The sequence below is a fragment of the Bradyrhizobium frederickii genome (genome assembly GCF_004570865.1).
GTDB classification, from domain to species: domain Bacteria; phylum Pseudomonadota; class Alphaproteobacteria; order Rhizobiales; family Xanthobacteraceae; genus Bradyrhizobium; species Bradyrhizobium frederickii.
Genome location: NZ_SPQS01000014.1, coordinates 110426 through 124295, shown reverse-complemented (window position 1 = coordinate 124295; position 13870 = coordinate 110426). Strand labels below are relative to the sequence as shown.

Genomic DNA, 13870 nt, shown 5'->3' with positions numbered 1-13870 from the left:
GAAGAAAAGCCAGACCAGAAAGTCAGGTCAGGGAGAAAGAGTTTGACCCGCATTGCCCCGCAGTTCCTGTTCGATTTCGGCAGCCCGAACGCCTATCTCAGCCATCTCGCGATCCCCGCGATCGAGCAGCGCATCGGCGTCAAGTTCGAATACGTCCCGATCCTGCTCGGCGGCATCTTCAAGGCGACCAACAACAGGTCGCCGGCCGAGACGCTGGCCGGGATCAAGAACAAGCGTGAATTCCAGCAGGTCGAGACCGAACGCTTCATCAAGCGCTTCAAGGTCCAGCCCTATGTCTGGAATCCCCATTTCCCCGTCAACACGCTGAACCTGATGCGCATGGCGATCGCGGCGCAAGCGGAAGGCGTGTTCGAGGCCTATGTCGAGGCCGCCTTCCACCACATGTGGCGCGAACCGAAGAAGATGGACGATCCTGAAGTCGCGGCGAAGGTGCTGGCGTCCTCCGGCCTCGATGCCCAGAAGCTGTTCGCCCGCGCGCAGGAGCCCGAGCTGAAGGGCAAGCTGATCAGGAACACCGAGGAGGCCGTCGCCCGCGGCGCGTTCGGCTCGCCGACCTTCTTCGTCGGCAACGAGATGTTCTTTGGCAAGGAACAGCTCCGCGAAGTCGAGGAGATGGTGCTGGAAGGGGACAAATAGGGAATGGCGAATAGCGAGTCGTGAAATTGTGACTCGTCATTTGCGGCCTCTCGCCCTATTCGCTATTTCCCACTCGCCATTTGCCTCGTTCAACGGAGCTCTCGCATGCGTATCCTCGTGGTCGGCGCCGGCGCCATCGGCGGCTATTTTGGTGGCAGGCTGTTGCAGGCCGGCCGCGACGTCACCTTCCTGGTCCGTCCGCGCCGGGCCGGCGAGCTCGCCAGCGCCGGGCTCGTCATCAAGAGCCCGAATGGCGATGTGACCTTGAAGAATCCGCCGACCGTGCAGGCCGACGCGCTCAAGGACAAGTTCGACGTCGTGCTGCTCAGCTGCAAGGCGTTCGATCTCGACAACGCCATCAAGTCGTTCGCGGCCGCCGTCGGGCCGAACACCGCCATCATCCCCATGCTGAACGGCATGAAGCATCTCGACATTCTCGACCAGACCTTCGGTGCCGAGCGCGTGCTCGGCGGCCTCTGCGCCATCGCCGCGACCTTGAACGAGCAGCGTGAGGTGGTGCAGCTCCAGCCGATGCAGGCGATCAGCTACGGCGAGCGCGACGGCAAGCTGTCCGACCGCGTCAAGGCGATCGACGAAGCCTTCAAGAGCGGCATCACCGGCGCCGCCGCCAGCCAGAACATCATGCAGGACATGTGGGAGAAGTGGGTGTTCCTCTCCTCGCTCGCAGCATCCACCAGCCTGATGCGGACCTCCGTCGGCAACATCCTCGCAGCGCCCGGCGGCCGGGATTTCCTGCTCGGCATGCTGGATGAGACCAGCGCAATCGCCACCGCGTCGGGCTACCCGCCGGGCGGACCGTTCTTCGAGCGGGTGAAGGGCAATCTCACCACCGAGGGCTCGCCGATGACGGCCTCGATGTTCCGCGACATCAAGGCCGGCCTGCCGGTCGAGGCCGATCACGTCATCGGCGACCTCATCGCGCGCGCCGACGCCGACAAGGTGCCGGTGCCGAAGCTGCGGATCGCCTACACGCATTTGAAGGCGTATGAGAAGCAGCGGGCGGGGTAGCTGAGGCCGCACACTCGGTGTCGTCCCGGGGCGCGCGGAGCGCGAACCCGGGACCCATAACCACAGAGAGTAGTTATGGAGCGAAGTGGTGACTCCGAGTCTTCGCAAAAACGCCATCCTGTGGCTATGGATCCCGGGCTCGCGCTTTGCGCGCCCCGGGATGACGAGCCGTGTTTGCAGGCCGCGCTATTTCAGATGCGCGAGATAGTGCGAGACGGCGGTGATCTCTTCATCGCTCATGCGGTAGGCGATGTCGGCCATCGCGGCGACGCCGCCGCCGACGCGCTGGCCTGCCTTGTAGTCGTGCAGCGCCTTGACCAGATATTCCTCGCGTTGACCTGCAAGCCGCGCGACGGCCTTGGTTCCGGCGAAGCTGTCCGTGTGGCATGAGGCGCAGCGGCGGCCGGCGGCAACTTGCGCGCCCTTTTTCGACAGGTCCGGATCGGCATCTTCCGGACCCTTCGGCGGCGCCATTTGCGAGAAATAGGCACCGAAAACGCGGATGTCCTCGTTGGTGATCTCCTCGGCGATCGGCTTCATCTGCTCGTTCTTGCGCGCGCCGGCGCGGAAGAACACCAGCTGCCACTGGATGAATTGATCGGGCTGCCCGGCGAGCGAGGGGACGTTCTCGGTTTGCGAAATGCCGTTCTCGCCGTGACAGCCGGAGCAGGCGGCGGCCTTCTCCTTGATCGCGGAATTCTCGGCAGCACCCGCCGGAACGGCACCGAGCGCCAGGAGCGCAAGCGCGCTGATTGCGTGCGAGATGAATGGCCGGCGCATGATGGAATTCCGATCTGATCAACGGCGTCGCTTCCGGGGCGTGCGGAGCACGCGCCCTGGATCCATAACCACGGCTTGGGGTTATGGGTTCCGGACTTGCGCTGGCGCGCAATCCGGAACGACGGCATCGGCTTTGAAATGAAGGAGGCTGCGACGGTCGCCCGCTCGCAGCCTCTCGTGACGTCGCGTTACTTCTTGCTGTAGCTGATGCGATAGATCGCGCCGGCCCAGTCGTCGGCAACCAGGATCGATCCGTCCTTGGCAAGAAGAATGTCGTTGGGACGGCCGAGATAGCCCTGGTCGCCCTCAAGCCAGCCGGAGGCGAAGATCTCCCGCTTGGGATTCTTGCCGTCCGGCCCGACGATCACGCGCACGATGCGCGCGCCCTGGTACTTGTGACGATTCCAGGAGCCGTGCTCGGCGATCAGGATGTTGTTCTTGTACTCGGCGGGGAATTGGTCGCCGGTGTAGAACTTCATGCCGAGCGGAGCGACGTGGGCGCCGAGATTCAGCACGGGCGGCGTGAACTCCGAGCATTTGTGGCCCATCGCGAACTTGTCGTCGGGCAGATTGCCCTGGTGGCAGTAGGGATAGCCGAAATGCTCGCCGATCCGGTTGATCATGTTCAGCTTGTCCGAGGGCAGATCATCGCTGATCCAGTCGCGGGCATTCTCGGTGAACCAGAGCTTGCCGGTGCGCGGATCGACGTCGCCGCCGACCGAGTTGCGCACGCCGAGCGCCCAAATTTCGGCGTTGCCGGTCTTGGGATCGACGCGGCGGATCTGCGAGACGCTGGTCGGCGGGATGCCGATATTGAAGGGCGGCCCGAACGGCAGGAAGAACCAGCCTTCCTTGTCGACCGCGATGTACTTCCAGCCATGCGCGGCATAGGACGGCATGTCGTCATAGACGACCTTGCCGTCGCCGGGATTGTCGAGCTTGTTTTCGATGTCGTCGTAGCGGAGCAGCTTGTCGACCGCGATGACGTAGAGCGCGCCGTCCTTGACGGCGAGCCCCGTGGGCATGTTCAGCCCCTTGAGGATGGTCTTGACTTCCTTCTTCCCGCCACTGTCCTTGATGGCATAGACGTTGCCGAGGCCGAACGAGCCGACGAAGAGGGTGCCCTTGTCACCCCAGGCCATCTGACGCGCCGCCAGCACGCCCGAGGCGTAGACCTCGATCTTGAAACCCGCCGGCAGCTTGATCTTCTTGACGATGTTGGCGAGCTCGGCGTCGGAGGCGCCGGTCGGCGGCCCCGAGGGCGGCGCGAGACCCTTCTGCGCCTCGGTCTCATCGCCCAGGAACCAGTCATCCGGCGGATGGGTCCAGAACTCCTTGGTCCCGGATTCGTATTTCTTCAGCGCCCGGTTCTTGTCCTGCTGCTGCGCATTGCCGGCGCTGGTCCCCGCGAGAAGAGCAGCCGCTGCAAGCGCCAGAACGGATTGAAAGACGGATCGATGGAATGTCATCGCGTCACTCCCCTGAGGCAGCCGTAAGGGCTGCGCATTATTTTCTTTTGCTAGTCGAGAGGCGAAGTTTTGGTCCGTCGTAACGACAGACGCAAAAAAGGTTAGCACATCTGCAAGCGCTGAGAAGCGCGGCACACGCACCGCGGTTGCGCCGCATAAAAATTGAGACGGAATGTCAACGAGGCCAAACGCGCGGCGAGGGCGCTCTCGCTGCAACGCGGAATCAAGACGGCGCACGCCTCATGTGCGGGGCAGGGAGGAGGCCGGGCAAACACAAAACGCGAAAACAACCCCATGCACAGTAGAACGGCGCAAGTCGCGCCGCTCGGGATGAGACCCGCCAGGCATTTGACTCGTCGAGCAAAATATCAATCGCGGCGCTTAGCTGGCGACCGGGTAGGGTCCATCCTCGAACACCGTGTCATGATAGCCTTTGGACCCGATCTCGCGCGCCAGCGCACTGCGAAAATCGCGCCCCTCGCGCAGGCTGCGTAGCACATGCGCGAAGTCGAATTCGGGCCGCCAGCCCAGCTCGCGCCGCGCGCGTTCGTTGACATAGACGCGGTCGATCGCGGCGAACAGGTTCCAGCCGTGCGCCGCATAGAGCCGCGCGCATTCCGGATAGAGCTCGCGCACGACGCTGGCGGCATCGCGTGCAAGCGCGGCGAGATGGCGCGGCTCGAACGGGCTGGTCGCCGAAATGATGTAACGGGCGAAACCGATCTTTGGCGCACGCTCGGCGGCGAGCAGATGGGCGCTCACCGCGTCCGCGATATCCAGCCGGCGATAGAGCAGCTCGTTGGCCTGCGCGTTGTCCAGCGCGTAAGCCGACCGCATAGCGGGATCGTCGTCGTCCTCCGGAAAGAAGCGCGAAGTCCGCAACACCACGACCGGCAATCCGCGCTCGCGGAAGAACAGCTCGCACAGCGTCTCCGCCATCAGCTTGGTGGTGCCGTAGATATTTTTCGGAACGGGCGGCAGATCCTCGGTGACCCAGACCGCCGCCTGTCCCGCCTCCGGCCGAAGCTGCGAGCCGAACGCGCTGGTGGTGCTGGTGAAGACGAAGCTCTTCACGCCGGCCGCCGCGGACGCCTCGAGCAGATTGAGCGTGCCTGATACGTTGGTGTCGACAAAATCCTGCTTGGAGTGGGTCGCCACATGCGGCTTGTGCAGCGTCGCGGTATGGATCACCGCCGCGACGCCGTCCATCTGGCGCCGCACGAAGCCGGGATCGACGATCGAGCCGACCGCGTCAGTGAAGGGCGATGGCTTCAGATCGAGCCCACGCACGGGCGCCCCGCGACCAAGCAGGGTGCGGATAATGGCTTCACCGAGATGGCCGGCGCTGCCTGTGACCAGAGTTGCCATTTAAGACCGATTGAACCCACCCGCCAACGACGGAAAACCGCCGTCCGTTCCGAGCATTCGATTGAGGCGTTACCGCAAATCTACCGTGCAGCCAGAACGAAAAAAGAACAAATTGACTGCGAAAGCTGTTGGGAGGAGTGTAGATGCACCCAAGTCGCTCCTATATTGATAGGGTACCGAGATAGTGACGCGGATGAAGAGTCCTCTTCTAGTTCTGTCGACTGTGAATGCGCCGTATAGCAAGAAGCTGGACGCGCAGCAGCTTGTCCATTGTCTGCTGGACCCCGCTTCGGCGAAGGCGGCGTGCGGTCCCATGTCGTCGTTTTTTGGGGATGTTGAACCCGAACTGCAAATCGCGTTCGCGGAGACATATGGCATCAGCCACGATCAACTGGTTGCCGCAGCGAAGGCCTTTGCCGAATTTTCGGGGCAATCCTACCCACTCGCGGCGTGACCGATGAGCGCTCAATCCGATTGGGCGCAACTTTTCCGCATTGCCTGCGCGATGATCCGGCAGGTCAACGCCGAACAGAACATCATTGATCGTTGGACGTTCGGCGGCGGCACAGCGATGATGCTGCAAATCGATCATCGGATAAGTCAGGATGTCGATATCTTTCTCCCGGACCCTCAAGTTCTGCCCTTTCTCGATCCACAGAAGCACGACTTCAATTTCGAGGTTAGGCCTGCCGACTACAATGGCGATGGCGCACGGTCTCTGAAGCTTGGCTTCGAATTTGGTCAGATCGATTTCATCGTCGCATCATCGCTCACGTCCTCGCCGACGACGCAAGCGACAGTAGAAGGCGAAATGATCCTTCTGGAGACAATTCCAGAGATCATTGCAAAGAAGATCTATCACAGAGGTAACAGCATCACGCCACGCGATATCTTTGACATCGCAGCGAGTAGCGAAGTGCACGCGGAATCCATAATCAAGGAGCTGGCGCGCTATCGCGACCGGGTCGCAAGTACGCTGGCCGCAATCGAAAAGCTTAAGCCGGACTTTGTGGGCGCGGCGATCAATCAGCTCGCGATCAAAGACGCCTACAAGCTGATCGCGAACACGGCGCTGGAAAAGACCAAGGGCCTCCTTCGCGCTGTATAGGCAGGGGCGAGGCGTCCCGAATTGCGGGGTGACGCCCATTGCAGCTTCTGGGACGTCGGGTAGCGCGACCTACGACCCCCACACCAAGAAATGGCGCGTCAAGCGCTCGCCCCGCCGAGGGCGATAGCCAACTCATTTTGGATGCTCTGGGAAAAATTGGAGCGGGCGAAGGGGCTCGAACCCTCGACCCCGACCTTGGCAAGGTCGTGCTCTACCACTGAGCTACACCCGCATCCTGTGTCGGTCGCGTGACGCGCCGGCAACGGCTGTCGTATGCCAAAAGCGGGAGGGGAATGCAACAGCTACCGGCGGCATAGATGCGCAATCCGGGGCCCAATATCGACCCTGATGCGGCCAAACAGCCCGAAAACGCCCCGGAACGGGCGAATCGGCCGCGGCGGATTGAAATTCGGCCCATTCGGCCCAATCTAGGAGCCGACAGCGCAGCACAGGAAGCGGCGGCGTGCTAAAGAGCCGCCATTCCGGACATCAGACGAGGGGATCCCGTGACGATCATCGACCAGGGTAACGGAGCCGCAAACCCGGCCGCCGCAGATCTGATCAAGGACACCACCACCCAGACCTTCGTGAAGGACGTCATCGAGGAATCGAAGCGCCAGCCGGTGCTGATCGATTTCTGGGCGGAGTGGTGCGGCCCCTGCAAGCAGCTCACGCCCGTGCTGGAAAAGGCAGTCAGGGCGGCCAAGGGCAAGGTCAAGCTGGTCAAGATGAACATCGACCAGCACCCGGCGATCCCCGGCCAGATGGGCATCCAGTCGATCCCGGCCGTGATCGCCTTCGTCAACGGCCAGCCGGCCGACGGCTTCATGGGCGCGGTGCCCGAGAGCCAGCTCAATGCCTTCATCGAAAAGCTGACCAAGGGCGTCGTCGCGCCGGGCGAGGTCAACGTCGCCGAGATCGTGCAGGAGGCCGAGGCGGTGCTCGCCGAGGGCGACGCGGCCGCGGCAGCGCAGATCTATGCCGAAGCGCTCCAGCATGATTCGACCAATATCGCGGCCCTGGCCGGCCTTGCGAAGTGCTACGCCGTCGCCGGCGCGATGGAGCAGGCCAAGCAGACGCTGGCCATGGTGCCGGAATCCAAGCGCAACGACCCCGCGGTGAAGGCCGTGCAGACCACGATCGATCTCGCCGAGCAGGCCCAGGCGCTCGGGCCGGTCGCGGAGCTGGAACAGAAAGTCGCCGCAAACCCGCTCGATCATCAGGCCCGATTCGACCTGGCGACCGCGCTCAACGCGCAAGGCGACCGCACTGCTGCCACCGCGCAGCTGCTCGAGATCGTCAAGCGCGACCGCAAGTGGAACGATGACGGTGCCCGCAAGCAGCTGGTGCAGTTCTTCGAGGCCTGGGGCGGCACGGATGATGCAACCGTCGAGGGACGCAAGCGCTTGTCGACGATCCTGTTTTCGTAAGGCCCTCATTTGAGCATGATCTGCTCGGAAAACCGCTGCACACTTTTCCGGATCATGCACTAGCAAGGCCAGGGGGACCGGGCAGATGCCGATCAACATCGAATATCGCGGCCCCGCCGACCTCCCGGAGATCATTCCGGTGTTTCCGCTGCCGGGCGCGCTGCTGCTGCCCCGCGGCCAGATGCCGCTCAACATCTTCGAGCCGCGCTACCTTGCGATGGTCGACGATTCCTTCCGCGACGGCCATCGCCTGATCGGCATGATCCAGCCCGACGTCGCGCACTCGCCGAAGGATTCCGACAAGTCGACGCTGTTCCGGGTCGGCTGCGTCGGCCGCATCACCCAGCTCGCCGAATCCGGCGACGGCCGCTACATCCTCGAGCTCACCGGCGTCTCGCGCTTCAAGGTGGTCGAGGAGCTCGACGTGCTCACCGCCTACCGGCAGTGCAAGGTGGATTTCTTCGCCTTCGCCAATGACTTCACCGCGCGCATGGGCGAGGAGGAGGTCGACCGCGAGGCGCTGCTGGCCGTGCTGGCGGACTTCCTGAAAGCCAACAATCTCAAGGTCGACTGGGAGGGCGTCGAAAGCGCGCCCAACGAAGCGCTCGTCAACGCGCTGGCGATGATGTCGCCCTATGGCCCCGCCGAGAAGCAGGCCATGCTGGAGGCGCCCGACCTGAAGACCCGCGCCGAGATCCTGATCGCGGTCACCGAGATGGACCTCGCCAAGAAGCGCACCAGCGGCGATCCGCCGCTGCAGTGAGGACGGCGGTCAGCGCTACTGCATCGCGCTTCAGGCTGCGTAGATTGCCGCTTCGGCCTTGCGCTGCGCCGGTGGCGCGATCCTGGAGGCCTGCAGGGGCCGGCTGAAATAATAGCCCTGCGCCTCGACACAGCCCTCCTCGCGCAGGATGGCCAGCTGCTCCGCGGTTTCGACGCCTTCGGCCGTGGATGTCTTGCCGAGGCTCGTGGCGAATCGCACCACTGCGCGAGCGATCCGATCAGACTCTTCCGTCGCACTGGCCAGCTCGCTGACGAAGCTGCGGTCGATCTTCACCTTGTCGAACGGAAACTTCTGCAGGAAGCTCAGCGACGAATAGCCCGTGCCGAAATCGTCGAGGGCAATGCGCACGCCGAGCTCGCGCAATTGGCCGAGCGCGGCGAATACAGCCCCGCTGTCGTGCATGATGACGGTTTCGGTGACTTCGAGCTCAAGCCTGTGGGAGGCAATTCCCGAATTTGCCAATGCGCCGACAATCGAGGAGACGAGCTCCTTGCCTCTGAATTGCGCGGGAGACAGGTTTATCGCGATCTTCAGATCGGAAGGCCACTTGGCTGCTTCGGCGCAGGCGGTCCTCAAGACCCATTCGCCAATGGGCAGGATCAGGCCGGTTTCCTCCGCGAGCGGAATGAACTCGCCCGGCAAGACCAGACCACGCTCGGGGTGATGCCACCGCAACAACGCCTCATAGCCGCAGATTCGTCCGCTCTCCACACTCACGAACGGCTGGTAATGGAGCTCGAATTCGCCCCGCGCCAGCGCCCTGCGCAGATCCTTTTCCAGGTTGCGCCGGACGTGCATGAGCTGATCGAGCTCCGGCTCGAAGAAGCGGAATGCGCCGCGTCCGCCGCCCTTCGCCGCATAGAGGGCAAGATCGGCGCTCTTGAGGATCGTGTCTGAATCGGCCCCGTCGCGGGGCGCAATCGCGATCCCGATGCTGGTGCCCACGACGACTTGGTGATCGCCGAGATCAAACGGTTCGCAGAGCGCAGCCTTGATCGTCTCGGCCAAAGCCGCCGCGTCCATCGCCGGGCTTGTCACGTAGTCGACGACGGCAAATTCGTCGCCGCCCAGTCGAGCGATGAACGACGTCTCCCTGCCACAATCCTGCAAGCGGGCCGCGACTGAACGTAGCAGCGAGTCGCCTGTTGGGTGTCCGAGCGTGTCGTTGATCTCCTTGAAGCGGTCGAGGTCAAGCATCAGGACCGCCAGATGGAGATTCCCGTCACGGGTGTCGGCCAGAGCATGCTCCAGGCGCGCTCTGAGCAGGACGCGGTTCGGCAGCTCCGTCAGGGCGTCGTGTTGCGCCATATAAGTGATCTTCGCTTCGGACCGCTGTTGCTCCGTGACATCGAGGTGCGTGGCCACCCAGCCGCCGCCTGCCATCGGCTGTCGCGTCACGCAGATCAGCCGGCCGTCGGCGAGCGCGTCGATCCGGCTCGAAACTGCATGGATCGGCAATGCATCGAGTTTGGCGATCTGCCGTTCGGCAGCAAAATCGCTGGCGTCCCCTTCGAGTACGCCGTTCATGATGCGATGTCTGATGATGTCGCGGTGCGCAGTTCCGGCGCGCAACAATTCCGGCGGCAGCCGGTACAATCTGGCGTAGCGCTCGTTGCATATGACGAGGCGCTTCTCGGCATCGAACATGCAAAGGCCCTCGACCATGTGGTTGATGGCCGTGTCCAGCCTCAGCTTCTGCTGGCTTAGATCGTTCTGCGAGCCTTCGAGCTGCTGACGGGCGACCGAAAGCTGGCTGATGATCTCCTCGAACCTGGCGGTTCTGCTTGCCAGGCGACGGTCGGCCAGCACGCCGATCAGGCTCATCCCCAGCACGGACAGTGCGACGCCGGCGATCGCAAGCGCGAGAACGGCCGGAGACAGCGACAGGGCGCTCGTCGCGCGCGTTGGATCCGGCGTGATATGCACCGCACCCATCGCCGTGAAGTGATGCGATATGATGGCAAGCGTCAGCAGGACTGCCGCCGCGAGCGTTCCCTGGTAGTTCCGATACTTGATCGCGACAGCCAAAGCGGCATAGCCGAAGCACATGCCGAGAACGATCGAGACGAGCACGAGATCCAGCGACCACGCGACTCGGCCCGGCACTTCGAGCGCCCACATTCCGAGATAGTGCATGCTGGCAATGCCGCCGCCGATGATGATGCCGCCTGTCCCCGGGCGCCACCGGCCGGAATCGCCGGCCGCAATGCCGAAGCCCATTGAAGTCAGAAACATTGCGGTAGCCAGCGAAAGCGACGTCAGCACGATGCCGTAGCCGGTCGCAACGCCCGGCTCGTAGGCGAGCATGGCGACGAAATGCGTTGCCCAGATGCCGTAACCGATGGCGGCGCCGGCAATCGCGATCCAGATCAGGCGCGTTCTTGCGCGCGCCGCGATCGCACGACGGAAAATACTGACCGCGACGATGCTGGCGACGAAGCAGACCAGGCCAGCGAGCACGACGAGCCGAAGATCATGCTCGACGGTAAGGCAAGACAAGACGCGAAACATCCGGGCCGCTCCATCCGCAACATTGTCGATTTAGAAACGGGCCAATCGCGTTAATTTTGTGCCGTGACTGATTGGATGCTTATCGACGCATTAAGCTCATCCGCGCAATTTGAAATTGCCGACCGTTGGGGGCGCGACGACGCCGCGCCGGAAGCGCTACGACGCGACCGGCAGCGAACGTCTAAAGGCGATTGCGAATGTGCTTGCGGCCGGTGAGCATTGCGCGGGTCAGATTCTCGCGCTGGAGCATCCCCATCAGCAGCACGCCGACCACATGCAGCACGACCAGGACGATGACCGCGTCCGACGAATAATGGTGGGTGTCCTCGACCCACCACACGCCGAAGAACGTGACGGTGACCGACATCGCGCCCGTGATCGTCGAGACCACGAGCGAGACCAGCAGCGCCACCAGCATCACCGTGCCGGCGGGATTGAGTCCGATATAGCGGCCGGTGATGCCGCGGCGCAGATTCCAGAGGTAGCTTGGCGCGGCCCGGAGCCTGGCCCTGATCATGCGGAAACGCGAATAGCGGCTTCCCCAGAAACCCCAGACGAGCCGGAAGACGAGGAGTCCGAGCACCGCATAGCCGACGATGCGGTGAAGCCGATCGTAGACGGTCGGCGTGAACCACGCGGCCAGAACGCAGGCCGCGAGGCTCCAGTGCCAGAGGCGCAGCGGGAGGTCCCAGACTGCGACCGTCCGCGAGGCGGTTCGATCTGCGGGGGTCCTGTCGGACGCCCCGCGCGCTTCTGGGATCGCTTCTTCAATCAAGCGAAGACCATCCTCGAGCCCTGCTTTGCGCAGTCGCGCAATCGCGCTACTTGACGATTTACTTCGCGACGGTCTTCTTCAGGCTGAGGTCTTCGGGGCTGTAGAACAGCTCGTAAAGCTTGCCTTCCTTGACGCCGTAAACCTCGTAGCACGAGCCTTCGATCTTCGAGCGCCGCACTTCGTAACCGAGCGCCTTGGCCTTGGCTTCGGCTTCGCTGGCCGGCTTCCACGACGCCTTGTCGAGCTTGGTGCAGTCCTTGAAGCCGTCGGCCATGGCGGCCGACCCCATGCCCATCCCGACCGTCAGTGCAATGGCAACAACACGAATGACCTTCACGAACATCTCCTCCTCTGTCGTGCGCGCTGCGCGAGCCGCGAAGCGGGTTCGAAGGAAGCAAAGGGGGAGGTGAAGTCAATCCGGTATGGGCCTCGATCACGTTAGATAAGTTCTAAGGAATCGTTTTAGACGAGTTCTAACGTGCGTGACAACGCGAATGCTGTCGGGGCGCAGCGTGGATTCGAGCCGCTGCTGCGGCCTGACGCCTCGCGGCCCGAGTGCGGGCGCTAGTAGCCGGCCACGGCGAGCGCGACGACGGCGCCCATGCCGACCCAGCCGAAATGCCGACCGCGCGTCGCGAGGGCGTTGGCCAAGGCCGCAGAGCCGAACACGACCGCGAAGGTGGCGACGATCCAGTGCCGGGCGGGGCTCGAGTCCATCCAGGGCGCGGCGAGCAGCAGCACGCCGCCGCCGATCCATGCCACCGTGCCGGCCTGCCACACCAGCCGGATCAGCGTGCGCAATCGCGGCGGCTCGATGCTGGCGCGCGCGAACACCTTCGTCTCGCCGAGCATGCCGTGGATCAACGCGATCACGATCGCCGCGAGGCCGGAACATTGCAGGAGCAGGTCGCGCATGGGAATATCTCCATACAGTGATGTATGGTTATGCACCCGTTTGCTTCGAACTGTCAATACACTAGTGTATGGTCGAGCCTTGGAAAACCCGACATGACCACCGAACAGCTCTCCGCCGACGACTGGATCAAGCAAGGCCTCAAGGCGCTCGCCAGGAGCGGCTTCACCGCGCTCAAGGCCGACCCCCTGGCAAAGGCCATGGGGGTGTCGCGCGGCAGCTTCTATTGGCATTTCGCCGATCTCGGCGCGTACCAGGCCGCCGTTTTGAAGCGCTGGCGCGAGATCGCGGCCGAGCAGATCATCGCCGACGTCGAGGCGGGCGGCGACGAGCCGCTGAGGGCGCTGCTGCGCAGGTCGTTCGGCGCGCAGCTCGATCTCGAACGCGCGGTGCGCAACTGGGCGGCCTTCGACGCGGCGGCACAAGGAGCCGTGCGCGCAATCGACCGCCGCAGGCTGGATTATATCGAGCAGCTGCTGGCCAGGCGCGGGCTCGAGGCGGCGATGGCGCAGGCCCGCGCACAGATCCTCTACTGGACGTTTCTCGGCTTTGCCCTGTCGGGCGCGCCGGTGCCGGCGGCACGGCTCCAGGCCCTGCTCGACGAGGTCCTCACGATGGTCTCGGCTTGAGCCCGCGATGGGCGGGCGCGAATTTCTGTGCTAGAGGCAGCCGATCGCCGGAGACCCCCATGAACGCGTCCACCGAACGTGCCGAAGCCAGCGTCGATCCCAAATTGCTGGAGATTCTCGTCTGCCCACTGACCAAGGGCCCGCTGGAGTTCGATGCCGCGAAGCAGGAGCTGATCTCGCGCAGCGCCAAGCTGGCCTACCCGATCCGCGACGGCATCCCGATCATGCTGCCGGAAGAGGCGCGGAAGATCGATTGACCTTGTAGTCCGGGCGGAGCTTCATCGTTTAGAACGGTGACCGCGCCACACTCTCGATGTCATCCCCGCGAACGCGGGGATCCATAACCACAGGAAGTGGTTGTCGGACGAAGTGGTAACTCCGAGTCTTCGCTAAATTCCTGCTGCGGCGTATGGGTCC

16 protein-coding genes and 1 tRNA gene are annotated in these 13870 nt (G+C 63.4%); 9 read left to right on the top strand and 8 right to left on the bottom strand.

The genetic code is table 11. The annotated features are described in order from the left end of the window. The first annotated feature begins 42 nt into the window (after positions 1-42). Both E4K64_RS24135 and panE read left to right on the top strand, forming a co-directional pair. Positions 43-657, top strand: a complete 615-nt coding sequence (locus tag E4K64_RS24135) for a 2-hydroxychromene-2-carboxylate isomerase (protein WP_135165730.1) — start codon at positions 43-45, stop codon at positions 655-657. A 105-nt stretch (positions 658-762) separates the two neighbouring features. Then, the gene (gene panE / locus E4K64_RS24130; protein ID WP_135165729.1) at positions 763-1686 is read left to right on the top strand and encodes a 2-dehydropantoate 2-reductase; all 924 of its coding nucleotides are present in this window, start codon (positions 763-765) and stop codon (positions 1684-1686) included. Positions 1687-1872: 186 nt separating this feature from the next. Here panE and E4K64_RS24125 read toward each other — a convergent pair whose 3' ends face one another. The 3 genes from E4K64_RS24125 to E4K64_RS24115 form a co-directional block, all read right to left on the bottom strand. Further along, on the bottom strand, positions 1873-2466 hold the full coding sequence (locus E4K64_RS24125) for a c-type cytochrome (RefSeq protein WP_135165728.1): 594 nt from the start codon (positions 2464-2466) through the stop codon (positions 1873-1875). Between the two features lie 188 nt (positions 2467-2654). Next, positions 2655-3935, bottom strand: a complete 1281-nt coding sequence (locus tag E4K64_RS24120) for a PQQ-dependent sugar dehydrogenase (protein WP_135165727.1) — start codon at positions 3933-3935, stop codon at positions 2655-2657. Between the two features lie 381 nt (positions 3936-4316). Further along, positions 4317-5303: an NAD-dependent epimerase/dehydratase family protein gene (locus E4K64_RS24115; RefSeq protein ID WP_135165726.1), complete on the bottom strand. Its 987-nt coding sequence runs from the start codon at positions 5301-5303 to the stop codon at positions 4317-4319. 193 nt (positions 5304-5496) lie between these two features. On the opposite strand from E4K64_RS24115, the gene E4K64_RS24110 reads away from it, so the two are divergent. Continuing rightward, positions 5497-5757: a hypothetical protein gene (locus E4K64_RS24110; RefSeq protein ID WP_135165725.1), complete on the top strand. Its 261-nt coding sequence runs from the start codon at positions 5497-5499 to the stop codon at positions 5755-5757. Between the two features lie 3 nt (positions 5758-5760). After that, positions 5761-6411, top strand: a complete 651-nt coding sequence (locus E4K64_RS24105) for a nucleotidyl transferase AbiEii/AbiGii toxin family protein (RefSeq protein ID WP_235884765.1) — start codon at positions 5761-5763, stop codon at positions 6409-6411. A gap of 157 nt (positions 6412-6568) precedes the next feature. On the opposite strand, the gene E4K64_RS24100 is transcribed toward E4K64_RS24105, so the two are convergent. Next, a tRNA-Gly gene (locus tag E4K64_RS24100) sits at positions 6569-6643 on the bottom strand. A gap of 274 nt (positions 6644-6917) precedes the next feature. On the opposite strand from E4K64_RS24100, the gene trxA reads away from it, so the two are divergent. Both trxA and E4K64_RS24090 read left to right on the top strand, forming a co-directional pair. Further along, positions 6918-7841 (top strand): thioredoxin, encoded by a 924-nt coding sequence (trxA, locus tag E4K64_RS24095; RefSeq protein WP_167772226.1) that lies wholly within the window; start codon positions 6918-6920, stop codon positions 7839-7841. Between the two features lie 85 nt (positions 7842-7926). Further along, positions 7927-8604, top strand: a complete 678-nt coding sequence (locus tag E4K64_RS24090; RefSeq protein WP_135165723.1) for an LON peptidase substrate-binding domain-containing protein — start codon at positions 7927-7929, stop codon at positions 8602-8604. A gap of 30 nt (positions 8605-8634) precedes the next feature. Here E4K64_RS24090 and E4K64_RS24085 read toward each other — a convergent pair whose 3' ends face one another. Further along, on the bottom strand, positions 8635-10932 hold the full coding sequence (locus tag E4K64_RS24085) for a bifunctional diguanylate cyclase/phosphodiesterase (protein ID WP_235884764.1): 2298 nt from the start codon (positions 10930-10932) through the stop codon (positions 8635-8637). Between the two features lie 9 nt (positions 10933-10941). Here E4K64_RS24085 and E4K64_RS41230 point away from each other — a divergent pair, with 9 nt between their 5' ends. Continuing rightward, positions 10942-11190, top strand: coding sequence for a hypothetical protein (locus E4K64_RS41230; protein WP_235884763.1), 249 nt, complete (start codon positions 10942-10944; stop codon positions 11188-11190). Between the two features lie 127 nt (positions 11191-11317). Here the strand turns inward: E4K64_RS41230 and E4K64_RS24080 are convergent, their stop codons facing one another. The 3 genes from E4K64_RS24080 to E4K64_RS24070 form a co-directional block, all read right to left on the bottom strand. Then, positions 11318-11911, bottom strand: a complete 594-nt coding sequence (locus tag E4K64_RS24080; RefSeq protein WP_167772225.1) for a cytochrome b/b6 domain-containing protein — start codon at positions 11909-11911, stop codon at positions 11318-11320. A 58-nt stretch (positions 11912-11969) separates the two neighbouring features. Next, the gene (locus E4K64_RS24075) at positions 11970-12248 is read right to left on the bottom strand and encodes a PepSY domain-containing protein (protein WP_167772224.1); all 279 of its coding nucleotides are present in this window, start codon (positions 12246-12248) and stop codon (positions 11970-11972) included. A 227-nt stretch (positions 12249-12475) separates the two neighbouring features. Beyond that, positions 12476-12826 carry a hypothetical protein gene (locus E4K64_RS24070; protein WP_135165720.1) on the bottom strand — a complete coding sequence of 117 codons (351 nt, stop codon included), beginning with the start codon at positions 12824-12826 and terminating at the stop codon, positions 12476-12478. Between the two features lie 93 nt (positions 12827-12919). On the opposite strand from E4K64_RS24070, the gene E4K64_RS24065 reads away from it, so the two are divergent. Further along, positions 12920-13453, top strand: coding sequence for a TetR/AcrR family transcriptional regulator (locus E4K64_RS24065; RefSeq protein WP_135165719.1), 534 nt, complete (start codon positions 12920-12922; stop codon positions 13451-13453). Positions 13454-13512: 59 nt separating this feature from the next. Beyond that, entirely contained in the window at positions 13513-13710 is a 198-nt protein-coding gene (locus E4K64_RS24060; protein WP_126256848.1) for a Trm112 family protein, read from the top strand. Positions 13711-13870 lie beyond the last annotated feature (160 nt).

Coding starts and splice junctions, on each gene's coding strand:
- panE (WP_135165729.1), top strand. CDS start 763: ATGCGTATCCTCGTGGTCGGCGCCGGCGCCATCGGCGGCTATTTTGGT.
- E4K64_RS24065 (WP_135165719.1), top strand. CDS start 12,920: ATGACCACCGAACAGCTCTCCGCCGACGACTGGATCAAGCAAGGCCTC.
- E4K64_RS24120 (WP_135165727.1), bottom strand. CDS start 3,935: ATGACATTCCATCGATCCGTCTTTCAATCCGTTCTGGCGCTTGCAGCG.
- E4K64_RS24090 (WP_135165723.1), top strand. CDS start 7,927: ATGCCGATCAACATCGAATATCGCGGCCCCGCCGACCTCCCGGAGATC.
- E4K64_RS24125 (WP_135165728.1), bottom strand. CDS start 2,466: ATGCGCCGGCCATTCATCTCGCACGCAATCAGCGCGCTTGCGCTCCTG.
- E4K64_RS24110 (WP_135165725.1), top strand. CDS start 5,497: ATGAAGAGTCCTCTTCTAGTTCTGTCGACTGTGAATGCGCCGTATAGC.
- E4K64_RS24085 (WP_235884764.1), bottom strand. CDS start 10,932: ATGCTCGCCTACGAGCCGGGCGTTGCGACCGGCTACGGCATCGTGCTG.
- E4K64_RS24060 (WP_126256848.1), top strand. CDS start 13,513: ATGAACGCGTCCACCGAACGTGCCGAAGCCAGCGTCGATCCCAAATTG.
- E4K64_RS24115 (WP_135165726.1), bottom strand. CDS start 5,303: ATGGCAACTCTGGTCACAGGCAGCGCCGGCCATCTCGGTGAAGCCATT.
- E4K64_RS24105 (WP_235884765.1), top strand. CDS start 5,761: ATGAGCGCTCAATCCGATTGGGCGCAACTTTTCCGCATTGCCTGCGCG.
- E4K64_RS24070 (WP_135165720.1), bottom strand. CDS start 12,826: ATGCGCGACCTGCTCCTGCAATGTTCCGGCCTCGCGGCGATCGTGATC.
- E4K64_RS41230 (WP_235884763.1), top strand. CDS start 10,942: ATGCGTTGCCCAGATGCCGTAACCGATGGCGGCGCCGGCAATCGCGAT.